The sequence below is a fragment of the Fervidobacterium sp. genome, assembly GCF_059913585.1.
The window spans coordinates 1-13,271 of the sequence record NZ_DBOLZL010000005.1; the positions used below are offsets into that span (position 1 = coordinate 1).

At 39.5% G+C, this 13,271-nt stretch carries 13 protein-coding genes, 3 tRNA genes and 1 pseudogene; all 17 read left to right on the forward strand.

The annotated features are described in order from the left end of the window. A partial coding sequence (locus tag AC3M61_RS00535; protein ID WP_500779007.1) for a hypothetical protein occupies positions 1-778 on the forward strand: 778 nt, incomplete at its 5' end. A gap of 59 nt (positions 779-837) precedes the next feature. Continuing rightward, the gene (locus tag AC3M61_RS00540; RefSeq protein ID WP_500779008.1) at positions 838-1,422 is read left to right on the forward strand and encodes a hypothetical protein; all 585 of its coding nucleotides are present in this window, start codon (positions 838-840) and stop codon (positions 1,420-1,422) included. A 35-nt stretch (positions 1,423-1,457) separates the two neighbouring features. After that, a complete protein-coding gene (locus tag AC3M61_RS00545) occupies positions 1,458-3,770 on the forward strand; it encodes an Ig-like domain-containing protein (RefSeq protein WP_500779009.1) in 2,313 nt (770 codons plus the stop codon). A 581-nt stretch (positions 3,771-4,351) separates the two neighbouring features. Next, the gene (locus tag AC3M61_RS00550) at positions 4,352-6,064 is read left to right on the forward strand and encodes an Ig-like domain-containing protein (protein WP_500779010.1); all 1,713 of its coding nucleotides are present in this window, start codon (positions 4,352-4,354) and stop codon (positions 6,062-6,064) included. Positions 6,065-6,293: 229 nt separating this feature from the next. After that, a tRNA-Thr gene (locus tag AC3M61_RS00555) sits at positions 6,294-6,370 on the forward strand. 14 nt (positions 6,371-6,384) lie between these two features. Then, positions 6,385-6,471: transfer RNA gene (locus tag AC3M61_RS00560), tRNA-Tyr, on the forward strand. A 34-nt stretch (positions 6,472-6,505) separates the two neighbouring features. Further along, a complete protein-coding gene (gene rpmG / locus AC3M61_RS00565) occupies positions 6,506-6,655 on the forward strand; it encodes a 50S ribosomal protein L33 (protein ID WP_014451713.1) in 150 nt (49 codons plus the stop codon). Between the two features lie 43 nt (positions 6,656-6,698). Next, positions 6,699-6,774 (forward strand) — tRNA-Trp (locus AC3M61_RS00570). A 69-nt stretch (positions 6,775-6,843) separates the two neighbouring features. Continuing rightward, positions 6,844-7,032, forward strand: a complete 189-nt coding sequence (gene secE / locus AC3M61_RS00575) for a preprotein translocase subunit SecE (RefSeq protein WP_500779011.1) — start codon at positions 6,844-6,846, stop codon at positions 7,030-7,032. A gap of 12 nt (positions 7,033-7,044) precedes the next feature. After that, complete coding sequence (gene nusG, locus AC3M61_RS00580; protein ID WP_500779012.1) at positions 7,045-8,112, forward strand: transcription termination/antitermination protein NusG; 1,068 nt, start codon at positions 7,045-7,047, stop codon at positions 8,110-8,112. Between the two features lie 97 nt (positions 8,113-8,209). Then, on the forward strand, positions 8,210-8,635 hold the full coding sequence (rplK, locus tag AC3M61_RS00585) for a 50S ribosomal protein L11 (RefSeq protein WP_448379124.1): 426 nt from the start codon (positions 8,210-8,212) through the stop codon (positions 8,633-8,635). Between the two features lie 23 nt (positions 8,636-8,658). Then, entirely contained in the window at positions 8,659-9,366 is a 708-nt protein-coding gene (gene rplA, locus AC3M61_RS00590) for a 50S ribosomal protein L1 (RefSeq protein WP_500779013.1), read from the forward strand. A 733-nt stretch (positions 9,367-10,099) separates the two neighbouring features. After that, positions 10,100-11,047 carry a hypothetical protein gene (locus AC3M61_RS00595; RefSeq protein WP_500779014.1) on the forward strand — a complete coding sequence of 316 codons (948 nt, stop codon included), beginning with the start codon at positions 10,100-10,102 and terminating at the stop codon, positions 11,045-11,047. Further along, positions 11,044-11,439 carry a GntR family transcriptional regulator gene (locus AC3M61_RS00600; protein WP_500779015.1) on the forward strand — a complete coding sequence of 132 codons (396 nt, stop codon included), beginning with the start codon at positions 11,044-11,046 and terminating at the stop codon, positions 11,437-11,439. Before AC3M61_RS00595 ends, AC3M61_RS00600 begins: the two co-directional genes overlap by 4 nt. Next, the gene (locus AC3M61_RS00605; protein WP_500779016.1) at positions 11,432-12,022 is read left to right on the forward strand and encodes a hypothetical protein; all 591 of its coding nucleotides are present in this window, start codon (positions 11,432-11,434) and stop codon (positions 12,020-12,022) included. The genes AC3M61_RS00600 and AC3M61_RS00605 overlap by 8 nt, the downstream gene beginning before the upstream one ends. A gap of 3 nt (positions 12,023-12,025) precedes the next feature. Continuing rightward, a complete protein-coding gene (locus AC3M61_RS00610; RefSeq protein ID WP_500779017.1) occupies positions 12,026-12,877 on the forward strand; it encodes an ABC transporter ATP-binding protein in 852 nt (283 codons plus the stop codon). A gap of 52 nt (positions 12,878-12,929) precedes the next feature. Next, a pseudogene (locus AC3M61_RS00615) lies at positions 12,930-13,271 on the forward strand (hypothetical protein); the annotation flags it as partial.

The following is a 13,271-nucleotide window of genomic DNA, read 5'->3' on the forward strand; positions in this document are numbered from 1 at the left end:
TTTTCAAAAGCTTGCCAACAAGAAAGACATGGAGCTGATTGCTGAGACAACATCCACGACTTTTGAAATACCGTTTGGAGAGGATACTGAACTCATTAATAACTTAGAGTATTATGCGGTGAATGTCGTTAGAGAATACAAAGAAAGCGGAACCGTAGAGGCTTATCCTGACGTAGCTATTAAACTTTACAATGTTCCAACTTCACAGGAAACTTTACAAAATACGACTGTCAAGGTAGCTGTTACCCGAAATCCCTCGATTTCCAGAATCAAGGTGTTTGTAAATGATATAGAACAAGGTTCCTATAACATATCTAATAGCACTCCCAGACCTATCGAATTTCAGCTTAACCCAACGTGTTTTTTCTATGGTCCAAACACTATTAAGGTGGTTGCATACGATTCTTGGTCTAATATACTGGCCGAAGATTCAAAAAATATCAACCATGTAATTTGGCAAAGAACTTACGAGTTAAGCTATCTTTATGACATTCTCGAGGGGAATGATGGAAACTTCTTGGTAGCAGGCGATTCTGGAACTCTAATGAAAATAAGCAAAGATGGAGAATTAATCTGGAGAAAGAGCTTTTCAGATGTGAGTTTTAATAGCTACAGCAGATATTTAATAGCCAAAGCCGATGGAGGATACCTCATCTGTGGATACAAGTCAGTCAGTGGAAGAGGCTACGACGGATTGGTTTTCAAGATAGACGAAAATGGTAACAATTATGGGAAAAGACATATGGCGGAACATCAGATGACTATATTTACTCAATAACAAGAAAATCAGATGGTAATTATCTACTCGCTGGTCAGACGTCAGGGCAAGGTTGGTTAATGGAAATCGACAAGGATGGAAATATCATTTCTGAAACAAGACTTTCAGAGGTGTATAGCTTACGCATAGCGAAAGAAGCAAGCACTGGAGATATTCTTTTGGGAGGGCGACGATATTCTGGTGGTTATGCCTGGTTTGGAGTCATGGGTTCGGATAAAAGCATAAGGTGGAGTTGGGTCTCCTCCTCCTACTACTATGAAACATACGATGTTCTCGATGTGGGTGATGGGGTTATTTTTAGAACAAGACCTTATTATAATTATGATAGTCATATTATTCGCAAATACAACTACAGTGGTCAGTTCTTGTGGGAATACTGGTGGGGAAGTTATATGGACCCTGGAGCGATAACGTATACTTCAGATAATGCGATAATAATGACCGGTAGAAGTGACGGTGAACCTAAAATATTAAAAATTATGAATAGTAACACTGGTGCCACCACAATATGGAATGCAACGTTTAACGTGGGTTCTGAAATCAGGAAGGTTATAGAATGCAGTGATGGTGACTTGGCAGGAATAGGCAAAAACTTTGTTTTCAGGCGCAAAGCGAATGGAGATGCATATCAAATCTCCAAATAACTATTTGGGTTAGCAATTAGAAAGGGGTGATTAGTATGGTGAAAAGTTCGGTTGTTAAGATGCTTTTTATAGTTTTAATTACACTGTTTCTGTTTTCATGCCCAAATCCTCAGGGAGTAAAGAAGCAAGTTAACGTAAGTCTTACTGTTAATCCACCTAAATCTGATGTGTTTACAGTGAAAGGGACAAATCAAACTACAAGCCCGCTTGCTACCTACGATGTTCCAATAACGAAGGTTACCGTAGTTGTTAAGTCTGGAACAACGCAAGTCTTACAGCAAGATTTCACATCACTGAGCAACATCAGCTTTACGCTGGAAAACCCAGGCAATTATACTATTGAAATTTATGCTTATGGAACCATCAATAGTCAGCTTGTTGGTATATTTTACGCAACAAAAGACGTGACGTTGAGTTACGGTGCGAACGCTTTGCAGATGGATGGTATATTCTTTAAATCAACTCTTGAATTCTCTGCGAAAATGAGTGCAACAGTTGCTTCCAATTGGAATGTTACTTATGCGAAGCTGACTATGACAAAGAACACAGATAGTTCAAAATTCGAGTATGATGTTACAACTGAAATGGCAGCATCGCCAACGGATTTTTCAAAATCGTTTGAAGTAGACCCTGGAATCTATAAATTGTCGTTTTCTTTAAAATTGAAAAACAAAAACAATGACGCGGAGCATAGTTACGAAACTTCCGATGAGTTGTACAGAATTTTTTACCCGTCACTGACAGAAAAATATGATTTATTGATTGATGAAGTAGATGGAAATATTGTCGTAACCGTAGGCGAATTAAAGGTAACGCTCCCTTTTGTTCCCTCGATTGAAAACTTGGCTTACTCATACCACGCACTCAATAAAAAACTCACACTTAGATGGAACTATCCTTACTTGGATGATAAGACAAAATTCCAGATATTTCGAAAGTTGAGTAACAAAAACGGGCTTGAATTAATAGGTGAAACGACCTCGACAGCATATGAGATAACACTTGGCAGTGACCCAGTTGTAGTTGAAAACTTGGAGTATTTCGGAGTAAACGTTGTCAAAGACAGTAAAGAAAGTGGAATTAAAGAGATTTCTGTTCCAATTGTGTTAATCTATTCACCTGCCCAAAATGCAATTGTCAACCGAACAACTCAAATAAAGGCTGCAGCAACAAAAGATTCAAGATTCTCAAAAGCCGAGCTTTACGTCAATGGAAGTAAAATTTCTGAAACGACCTCAAGACCTTTCGACTTTCAACTGGATACAACTAATTACTATGACAATCTTTATACAATTTCTGTAGTTGTCAAAGACTCATCAGGTAACAAGTTAGTGGAAGATTCAAAAGAGTTCGTTATTCAAAACTGGCAGAAAAATTACGGGAGCAATACATACTTTTCAGACATCATAGAAGGAAGCAATGGAAACTTCGTTGTAATCGCAAGCACAGATAACAAACTTGAGGTTTTAAAGACGGACAAAAACGGGCAATTAATTTGGAGAAAGAGCTTTTCAGATGTAAGTTTTTATAGCTACAGCAGATATTTAATAGCCAAAGCCGATGGAGGATACCTCATCTGTGGATACAAGTCAGTCAGTGGAAGAGGCTACGACGGATTGGTTTTCAAGATAGACGAAAATGGTAACAAATTATGGGAAAAGACATATGGCGGAACATCAGATGACTATATTTACTCAATAACGAGAAAAGCAGATGGTAATTATCTACTTGCTGGTCAGACGTCAGGGCAAGGTTGGTTAATGGAAATCGACAAGGATGGAAATATCATTTCCGAAACAAAACTTTCAGATGTGTATAGCCTACGCATAGCAAAGGAAAGTCAGAGCGGAGATATTATTCTTGGAGGACGAAGGAGCTCTGATTATGCCTGGTTTGGAGTCATGGGTTCGGATAAAAGCATAAGGTGGAGTTGGGTCTCCTCCTCCTCCTACTACTATGAAACATACGATGTTCTCGATGTTGGTGATGGGGTTATTTTTAGAACAAGACCTAATTATAATGATTATAGTCATAGGATTCGCAAATACAACTACAGTGGTCAGTTCTTGTGGGAATACTCGTGGGGACGTTATATGGATCCAGGAGCGATAACGTATACTTCAGATAATGCGATAATAATAACTGGTAGACCGGGCAACAGCAGTTCAGATAAACCCACGATGTTTAAAATTATGAATAGCAACACTGGAGTCACAAGGATATGGAGTGTGACGTTTAACGTGGGTTCTGAAATCAGGAAGGTTATAGAATGCAGTGATGGTGACTTGGCAGGAATAGGCAGTAACTTTGTTTTCAGGCGCAAAGCGAATGGAGATTTGTATTATTGATGGATTTGGTTATCTGAAGAGTAATAAGAGAGGTACAAGAGAATAAACTTTTGTATAGTTTGTATAGTATAAGTATCTTATATATAGAAAAGCCATCTCACGAGGGATGGCTTTTCTTTTTGGTGCGCCCGGCATGAGCGACAGCTTGGCGGTGAAAGTTTTGCTATGGGCTTGGTAGTGGGAACCTCATGCAGTAAATGTGGCAAGTACGTGGGATGAAGTCGGTCGTTCTTACCCGCGGAGGTCTGAAGATGGAAAGCAGTAAACCGAAGAGGGCTACCTTGGTGAAAGAAGGGTGGAATCCGAGGATTACAGGAGCAAACCAGTGCAATTAACGAAAGTTCCAGAATCACAAGCCAGTGCGCAGTAGCGCATGTCAACTAAGGAACCACTGTATACCGGTCGGTATGTGTGGTGGTATGAGAGGACGCTGGGTAATTTACCTACGTACCCAGCCCTCACTTTATTTCTTACCGAACGATTTTGAAATTTCGAAGGTCAAAATTTATATATCGAAAATACGCAGGAGACCTGAATATTAGCAAATATCCTAGAAGATTAATCTTAAAGAGGTGAGATGTATGAAGTTGTTAGTTTTCTTCGCGGTCGTTTCTGTTTTAGCAATTCTTTCTTGCACTCCAAACGTTGTGGATAATACCGTTCCCCAAGTCAAAATAACTCATCCGAAGCACAACACATTTGTTTCAGGAAGCATTACCGTTACTGTTGAGGCAACCGATATAAGTGGCATTCTCAAAGTTGAACTTTATTTAGATGACACAAAAGTGGGTGAAAAACTGGAAAAACCTTACACTTTTGAGTTGAATACGAAAAGTTATCCAGATGGGAATTACACGCTTGTTGCAAAAGCTTATGACCGTTCAAACAACGTTGGACAAACAAGTGTTTCCATAACTATTGATAACACTGCACCAGTTGTATCAATAGCTTCGCCAAATGAGGGCGAAACTGTGCATGGCACATTAACAATAAACTACATAGCAACTGATGGAACGGGAATCGACAAGGTGGAGCTTTTGATTGACAACAGAAAATTTTTGGAAAGCACAGAAGAGTCTGGAAGTTTTGAAGTCAATACTAAAAGATATTCAAATGGACAACACCAGATAGAGCTTGTAGCGTACGACAGGGCAGGAAATATGGGAAAAGCAGACTTAACAGTAAATATTGAAAACGAATTCGCACACGGTGAGATAAAGTGGACATTGCAGACAGGTGGTATAATCGATTCAAGCCCAGCAATAGATTCCAAAGGAATTATCTACATAGTAAGTGAAGATAGCAAATTGTACGCAATTGCACCTGAGGGTATTGTGTTGTGGAGTTTTGACTTATTTTTGCATGGTGATGGCTATAGTGAACCTATATATTCAGCTCCAGCAATAGGTAAAGACGGCACGATTTACGTATGTGCAAGGTACCTGTACGCAGTTAATCCGGATGGAACATTGAAGTGGAAATACGGACCTGTAGGTGCTTTCCGAAACTCTCCAGCTATAGGCAAAGATGGAACGATTTATGTTGCTTCAGAAGGTGGTACACTTTATGCGATAAGCTCGAATGGCGAACTGAAGTGGACATACGAAATGGGTAACGATACATGGTCATCGCCTTCGATAGATGCAAGTGAGACAATATACATTGGAAATCATGATGGCTATTTGTACGCAATAGATACTGAAGGTAAACTAAAATGGAAGTTTTTTACGAGTGAGAGTGAAAGCATTTACTCGGCTCCGGCTATAGCTTCAGATGGCACTGTCTACTTCGGCACTGTTAGTGCTGATAATTGCTACATCTATGCTATAACCTCAGAAGCTACTCAGGCTATTCTAAAGTGGAAATACAAAACCGAGTGGCATGTCTATGCATCATCAGTATTGGGACCAGACGGAACGGTCTATGTCGGAAGCTGGGATAAAACATTGTATGCTGTAAAAGACGGGAGTTTGAAATGGACCTTGAAGACGAATGAGAGAATTTGGGCTTCCCCTATTGTTGCTTCTGATGGAACGATATATGTAGTCGGTTTGGATAATTATCTGTATGCCCTTGATTCTAATGGAACGGAAAAATGGCGTGTTAACATAGGTTGCAAGATATGGTCATCTCCAACATTGAGTATGGATGGAACTATATATTTTGGTGGGGAAGATTGGAAGATTTATGCCGTTCAAACGAAGTCTTCTGGAATAGCTGAAAATTCTTGGGCAAAGTTCAGAGGGAACTTGAGGAATACGGGTAACCTATGGGATATAGGTGTAAATGAGTGATAGTTTTTTGCTTCTATCGTTATGACACGGATTTTTGTTGTCACACTACTGTTGAGTTTTACACTCTAAACTGTGTAAATACTAAATTCTCCCTTGAAATTCTGAGAGAATATGGTATTATATTCACTGGCAGTTTGTGAGCGTCTTTGAAAAAATGTAACATACTTAAACGCAGATGAAACGTTGACAAATTTGTTCCCCTCAGGTATAATAACTAACGCATAAGCGAGCCAACGTAGCTCAACCGGCTAGAGCGGCTGACTTGTAATCAGCAGGTTGAGGGTTCAAGTCCCTCCGTTGGCTCCAGCCACTGAATGTGTGGTGAGGTGCCCGAGTGGCCAAAGGGGGCGGACTGTAAATCCGCTGGCAGAATGCCTTCGAAGGTTCAAATCCTTCCCTCACCACCAGATATTTTTTTATAATATAGGAGGCTGGACGACGATGAGAGTTCAGATAGGGCTCAAGTGTGAAGAGTGTGGCACAAGAAATTATTACACGACAAAAGAAAAAAGTAAGAAAGATAAGCTCAGACTCAGGAAATACTGTCCAAAGTGCAACAAACACACATTCCATACCGAAACGAAGGTTTAACGGCTAATATTTAAGATGGAGTTATTAATATGATTATTTTCGCAGGGGCGTAGCTCAACTGGCAGAGCACCGGTCTCCAAAATCGGGTGTTGCGGGTTCAAGTCCTGCCGCCCCTGCCAAATTTTATACTATTATGAGCGCACGACACTAAACGTACCTAAATATAAAGGCTATCGGGGGAGATAACGATGGAAAAACTGAAGAAGTTCTTTAGAGAAGTTATCGCAGAAGCGAAGAAGACGACGTGGCCTAACAGAGAAGAACTCCTGGCATCTACAGGGGTAGTTTTGTTTATTTTGGCAGTTTCTTCAATTTATCTTTTCTTAGTCGACCTTCTCTTCTCTGGAACACTTGGCGCCTTGTTGCAAAGATTCTGAGGTGAATAGCTAATGAAAAAAGAATGGTACATAATTCATACCATTACAGGGTATGAAAGCAAGGTTAAAGAGAACCTGGAAGCTAAAATAAAAGCACAGGGATATGAGAATATTATCCCTAACGTTGTTGTTTTGGAAGAAACCGTTATAGACACTTCCAGTAAGTCTCTTGAAAGGCATATTGTGAGTCATGATGCTAAATTGCATGTTAGTAACGGAATGGATGTAGAAAAGGGTGACTTGATAGCCGAAGAACCGGCTGTTAAGGTTAGAAGAGATGGAACGATAGTTGATGTTACAAACGCCAGAAGGATAGTTATTGAAACTACAGACAAAAAATTTTCAAAGACTTACGTAATTCCAGAATCAGCCAAGCCGGTCTCTGGACTTCGCGTAGGGGCAAATGTATTCCAGGGAACGTTTTTGGCGGCATCGGACGAATATATCTGTGATATAGATGGTAAGGTAGCGATAAATGAAAAGGTCAAAAAGGTAGTTGTTAGAACCGTTCTTGGTGACGAAGATGTTTATATAATTCACGTTGATGTTTTCAATCCGAATGTTTGTAAAAAGGGTGTTGTGGTTAAGGCTGGTCAAGTGTTAGCTGAGGGTAGAAAGATATACGCAAAGAGCACCGGAAGAGTTGCTATTGTGGACTATCCAACGAGAAAAGAGATAGTTATCCAAAAAACAAAGAAAAGAAAACTCTATCCAGGTTATCTTTTTGTTGAAATGATAATGAACGACCATACATGGGAATTTGTTAGAAGTACACCATTTGTAATGGGTTTTGTTTCAGCAGGTGGAAGACCACTTCCGTTGAAACCACAGGAAGTGCATTATATTAAGAGATTAGCAGGTCTTGAGGAAATACGTCACGAAGCAAAAGCGCAGGTTACAAAAGTAGAACTGGAAATACAACCTGGTGATTCTGTAAAGATTATAACTGGTCCGTTCGAAGGTTTTGTTGGTGTAGTAAAAGAAGTTGATGAAGAAAAGCAAGAACTCAAGGTTAATATTACGATATTTGGTAGGGAAACTCCAGTTACTGTTCACGTGAGTGAAGTGGAGAAGATATAAAGGATAAAAATAATAAGATGATTAGATAATTTGCGCGCATTGTGCGCAGTGGGAGGGCAAAGAGCCCGAAAATACCACAAAAAGGGAGGTAAGTTGTATGGCAAAGAAAGTAGTGGCACAGGTTAGGCTTGTGCTCGAAGCCGGAAAAGCAACGCCAGCTCCTCCAGTAGGTCCTGCATTGGGTCAAAGAGGAGTTAACTTGATGGAATTCTGTAAGAAGTTCAACGCAGTCACGGCTGATAAGGCTGGATTGCTAATACCAGTTATTGTCACTGTTTACGATGACAGATCATTTACGTTCGTTACGAAGACTCCTCCTGCCAGCTTCTTACTGAAGAGGGCAGCAAAAATCAACTCAGGTTCGCAGGAACCAAAGAGGAAAATTGTTGGAAAAGTGACAAGGCAACAGATCAGGGAAATTGCTGAGCTCAAGATGCCAGACCTCAATGCAAACGACATTGAAGCTGCGATGAAAATAATCGAAGGAACTGCTCGCAGCATGGGTCTGGAAATTGTAGATTGAAGCGGAAAGGAGGAGGCTCGCACATGCCTAAACACTCCAAGAGGTACAATGAAGTAAGAAAACTTGTGGATAGAGAAAAATTTTATTCACTTGACGAAGCAGTAGAGCTTGTAAAAAAGACAGCAACGGCAAAGTTTGATGAAACAGTAGAACTTCATGTTAAAACGAATATCGATTATAGAAAGAGTGAACAGAACATAAGAAGCACAATTACCCTTCCACATGGAACAGGTAAGACTGTAAGAGTTTTGGTCTTTGCAAAGGGAGACAAGGCAGAGGAAGCAAAACAAGCAGGTGCAGATTACGTTGGAGCAGAGGAACTTGCTGACAAAATTGCTAACGAAGGATTCTTTGATTTCGACGTTGCAATTGCAACTCCAGATATGATGAAGGTTATTGGTAAGCTTGGTAAAGTCCTTGGTCCAAGAGGATTAATGCCAAACCCAAAAACTGGAACAGTTACAGACGATGTTGCAGCTGCAGTCTCTGAGTTCAAAAAAGGTAAAGTTGAAGTTAGAACAGATAAGACAGGAAATATACACATACCAGTTGGAAAAGCTTCGTTTGACCCAGAAAAACTCAAGGAAAACATAAAGTCTGCTTACGAACAGATTCTTGCTCTCAGACCAGCAGGTGTTAAGGGGAACTTTATAAAGAAAGCAGTTATCGCTTCCACAATGGGACCTGGAATAAAACTTGAACTCAACACCCTTGCAGAGGGTAAGAAATAATAGTAAAAAAATCAATCGAAAGCGGCTCGAAAGAGCCGCTTTTTTTTTCGTGCGCCCGGCATGAGCGACAGCTTGGCGGTGAAAGTCCGCTATGGGCTTGGTAGTGGGAACCTAAATGTGGCGAGTACATGGGATGAAGGCGGTCGCTCTTACCCGGGGAGGTCTGACGGATACACCTACTGGTAACCTACTCAGTGATGAGTAGCTGAACCGTCAGAAGTCAGCAAAGCTCAGTAGCCGAAAGGTGAAGGACTGAACTTTAGGAGGCTAAAGATTTTGAAAACTTCAGAAGATGGAAAGCAGAAAACCGAAGAGGGCTACCTTGGAGAAAGTAGGGTGGAACCCGAGGATAACCAAGGAGTGTTAATGCCATCAACGACAGTTCCAGGATCACAGGCCAGTGCGCGTAGCGCATGAGAACTAAGGAACCGCCGTATACCGGTCGGTATGTACGGTGGTGTGAGAGGACGCTGGGTAAATTACCTAATTACCCAGCTCCTACTCGATACCTTTATTTGCCGCTTGAATACTCTCTTTATCCGAAGTCTTTTAGAAAGTATGGAGAGAAACAGGAATGCAAATAAAAGTTTACTTAAGAGAAACACATAATTCTACCACTGTGTGATATACTTTTAGTGTTATATATAACTATAACACTATAAATGTGGAGTGTAGAATGTACGAGTGCACTGAGAAAGTGTGATTTTAAAACTTATCACTTGGAGGTGGGGCTATGAAGGATTATCTAAAGATTGTATACTTTTTACTGGCAATCCTGGTTCTTGGACTTGCAGGTTATTTTACAACTTATGTGCCATTAAAGGTAGTTTTTGCTTTCTTTTCGGTTGTTGTGCTTGGGTATTTTCTAAAAAGTTATACGGGAAGAATGATTGGTTTTATTATACTTTCAATTCTTCTTTTTCTTATACCCATGGCAAGTATAACAAGTTTTGAGTATTTAGCAAAAAGCGGGGAGAATGGTTTTAAAAGACTTATGAACTTTAGTGAGGCGCTAACGCACCATTCGGGGCGAGTGTACAATCCCGATGTCAGATACGATGAAGTGGAAGAACTCATTTGTGATATTAACGCTGGATTACGTTTAGAATTTGTTGATGAACCAGGCATTGCTGTTCCATCTACTCTCAAGGTGAAGCAAACAAGGGGAGTCTTAGAAATTCGAGGTGGAGAAAAGAATGCAACATATGTTGTAAAAGTTGGTGGTGAAAAAGTTGAGCGAATTAATATTTCATCTTTCAGACTTGATATAAATGGAAAATTCAAGAAACGTTTGAAAAGGTTTGTTGCTTCGGCTGTTGGAATGTCGATTAATGGCGAGCTTAGTGCGGATATTATTGAACTTGATAGTACGGGTGTTGAACTTTTCGGAACACTTTCAGCAGATGATATGACAATTAATTCCGTTGGTGTAGAACTTAACGGAGAGATTTCTGCTGACAAAGTTGAAATTGACAGCGTTGGAGTTAATATGAAGTTGAAATTGAGAAATTGTTCGTACATGGATATATCATCAACCGGAGTTAATGGTAAACTTGAATTTCTCGGTGGGAAGGCGCTTAGGTTAAAGATTGATGGTACAGGTGGAAAACTATATGTAAAGAATAGTTCTGATAGTGATATTTCGATAAATTCTTCCAGTGTGAAGGTTGTGAGAGAATGAGCGAGGTGAAAGAGGAGGTTCGAGCTATTTATTCAAACTTTAAGAAAGTCGATAAACACAGCGGTGTACCTGCGTATTTACAGATAGTTAATCAAATTAAAGCTAAGATGATTCTTGGAGAATTGAAAGTTGGTTCGCGATTGCCTGGAGTTAGAGATTTAGAAAAGATATTCGATGTCAATGTTAATACCGTTCTCAAAGCGTTGGAAAGGCTAAAGTTTGAAGGTCTGGTCGAATCAGAACATGGGGTCGGATATTTTATATCAGGTGAGCTGAAGATTGATAAGGACGTTGTAGGTGAGTTATTTCGAATGGTTCAGAAAGCGAAAGATAGTGGAATTGATATGTTAACTGCTTTGATGATAATTGAGGAGGTGTGGAAGAATGTTTGATAAATATTATGTGATACTATTCAACGAGTACTTACACAAACAGTTTAAGGAAAAATTCGGAACGTTATTAATATTTTTTGTTCTTATGCTTTCGCCGGGTTTATCAATAAAGATGTTTGGAGTGTTTTTCGCAATACTATTTGGTTTGCTCTCCGATGTGAAAAATAGACGCTTAGATCTTCTAACATTTTTACCATATACAAGGTCTATGATATATTGGTTTAGTTTTGGGTTCTTGGTGACCGTAGTGTTGCTAACAAGTCTAGTAGGGTTGCCATTTTATGATAGTTTATATCATTTTTTTACGGATTTATCTTCATCTTTAATCTTTCTTAGTGCTTATTTAGGACTTTCCTTCGTGTTAGTGAATTTCTTGTCTGTTGACCCTTACGGTAGTTTGTTTTTGATTCTCATAAGCGATGCAATTTTGAGTTCGCTTGGCTATTCATCAGTTGGACATTTTTACAATCCGTACAGGCTGATAAGTCCGTTATGGCAGGGGAATATTTTCGCAGCAGCTATTTTTGCAATTCTTTGTCTCTATCTTGGTTATCTTTCTGTTGTCAAAAAAGGAGGGGAATAATCTATGGAATATAAAGAAAATGGGATAGGTATGGTTGAAGGTAGTTCTGAAATATTGCTATCTGTTCAAAAATTGAGTAAGAGGTTTGGTAATAAACAGATTTTAGCGGATGTTTCGTTCGATGTGAAAAAAGGTAGCATATTTGCACTGATTGGTCCGAATGGTGCAGGTAAGACAACGACAATTAGGTGTATACTAAAAGCTATTGATGCTGATTCAGGTGAAGTTAAATTTATGGGTGATGAGATAACTTTGCTGTCAAAACAGAAAATTGCGGCTGTTTCAGAAGATAGGCAGGTATTTAGGAATTTCGATGCTTACGATTATGAAAGACTCTATTCTTCGGTTTACCCTCAGTGGGATGGTGAAACCTTCAACAGACTTGTTGCGAAATACAATTTTGACCTATCTCAACGTGTTGAGACTTATTCGATAGGTATGAAGACACTCTTTTTCGTTGTTTTAGCAATATCTACAAACGCACAACTTCTCATACTTGACGAACCAACGCAACATCTTGATCCAACAGTAAGATACGAGGTGATGAGACTTATCAGAGAATACGTTTCTGGAGAGAGAAGCTGTATTATCTCTTCGCATGAGATGTTCGAGTTAGAAGAGTACGCTACAGAATTTGCGATAATCAACTCTGGTAGAGTAATTTATACGGATTCAATTGATGAAGCAAAGGAAAAACATAGAGTGTTCAAGAGTGGCGAAAGCATTGGAAATGGTGAAGTAATTGGTATTGTCGGCGATGAGATATTAGTAAAGATTTATAGTAGAAATGAAGATAACGGAAGATTTCCAAAACTTCAAGAGATTGTCGTTGGATATTTGACAGGACGAAAATGAGTGGCAAAATATTGTTACACGGTTAATCAAACGTTTGTTGGAGGTGATGAGTATGAAAAGGAGTTTTATGATTTTAACGGTAGTTGTCTTGCTTATTTGTACTTTTACATTCTCAGGGGTTCTGCGTTTTGAACACGCTGATGTGGTGTATCCGGAAGGATACGAAAAAAACGCAGAACTTGTAGGGAAGATATTTGAAAACGTTCGACAACAGGTTATTGATTTGATAGGCAACGACCCAGGAAGGATTACGATAATTCTACAAGACAAAGGAACAATTAGTAATGGTTTTACAAATCCTATCCTCCACAAAACGATAACTTTGTACACATGGCCTCCAGAGAGCTGGATGAATTTCGAGCTTCCACTTGAAGATTGGTATACTTATTTGATT

What these genes read in the sequence shown, in the direction of transcription:
- AC3M61_RS00540 (WP_500779008.1), top strand. Translation starts at nt 838, where the DNA reads ATGGAAATCGACAAGGATGGAAATATCATTTCTGAAACAAGACTTTCA.
- AC3M61_RS00545 (WP_500779009.1), top strand. Translation starts at nt 1,458, where the DNA reads ATGGTGAAAAGTTCGGTTGTTAAGATGCTTTTTATAGTTTTAATTACA.
- AC3M61_RS00550 (WP_500779010.1), top strand. Translation starts at nt 4,352, where the DNA reads ATGAAGTTGTTAGTTTTCTTCGCGGTCGTTTCTGTTTTAGCAATTCTT.
- rpmG (WP_014451713.1), top strand. Translation starts at nt 6,506, where the DNA reads ATGAGAGTTCAGATAGGGCTCAAGTGTGAAGAGTGTGGCACAAGAAAT.
- secE (WP_500779011.1), top strand. Translation starts at nt 6,844, where the DNA reads ATGGAAAAACTGAAGAAGTTCTTTAGAGAAGTTATCGCAGAAGCGAAG.
- nusG (WP_500779012.1), top strand. Translation starts at nt 7,045, where the DNA reads ATGAAAAAAGAATGGTACATAATTCATACCATTACAGGGTATGAAAGC.
- rplK (WP_448379124.1), top strand. Translation starts at nt 8,210, where the DNA reads ATGGCAAAGAAAGTAGTGGCACAGGTTAGGCTTGTGCTCGAAGCCGGA.
- rplA (WP_500779013.1), top strand. Translation starts at nt 8,659, where the DNA reads ATGCCTAAACACTCCAAGAGGTACAATGAAGTAAGAAAACTTGTGGAT.
- AC3M61_RS00595 (WP_500779014.1), top strand. Translation starts at nt 10,100, where the DNA reads ATGAAGGATTATCTAAAGATTGTATACTTTTTACTGGCAATCCTGGTT.
- AC3M61_RS00600 (WP_500779015.1), top strand. Translation starts at nt 11,044, where the DNA reads ATGAGCGAGGTGAAAGAGGAGGTTCGAGCTATTTATTCAAACTTTAAG.
- AC3M61_RS00605 (WP_500779016.1), top strand. Translation starts at nt 11,432, where the DNA reads ATGTTTGATAAATATTATGTGATACTATTCAACGAGTACTTACACAAA.
- AC3M61_RS00610 (WP_500779017.1), top strand. Translation starts at nt 12,026, where the DNA reads ATGGAATATAAAGAAAATGGGATAGGTATGGTTGAAGGTAGTTCTGAA.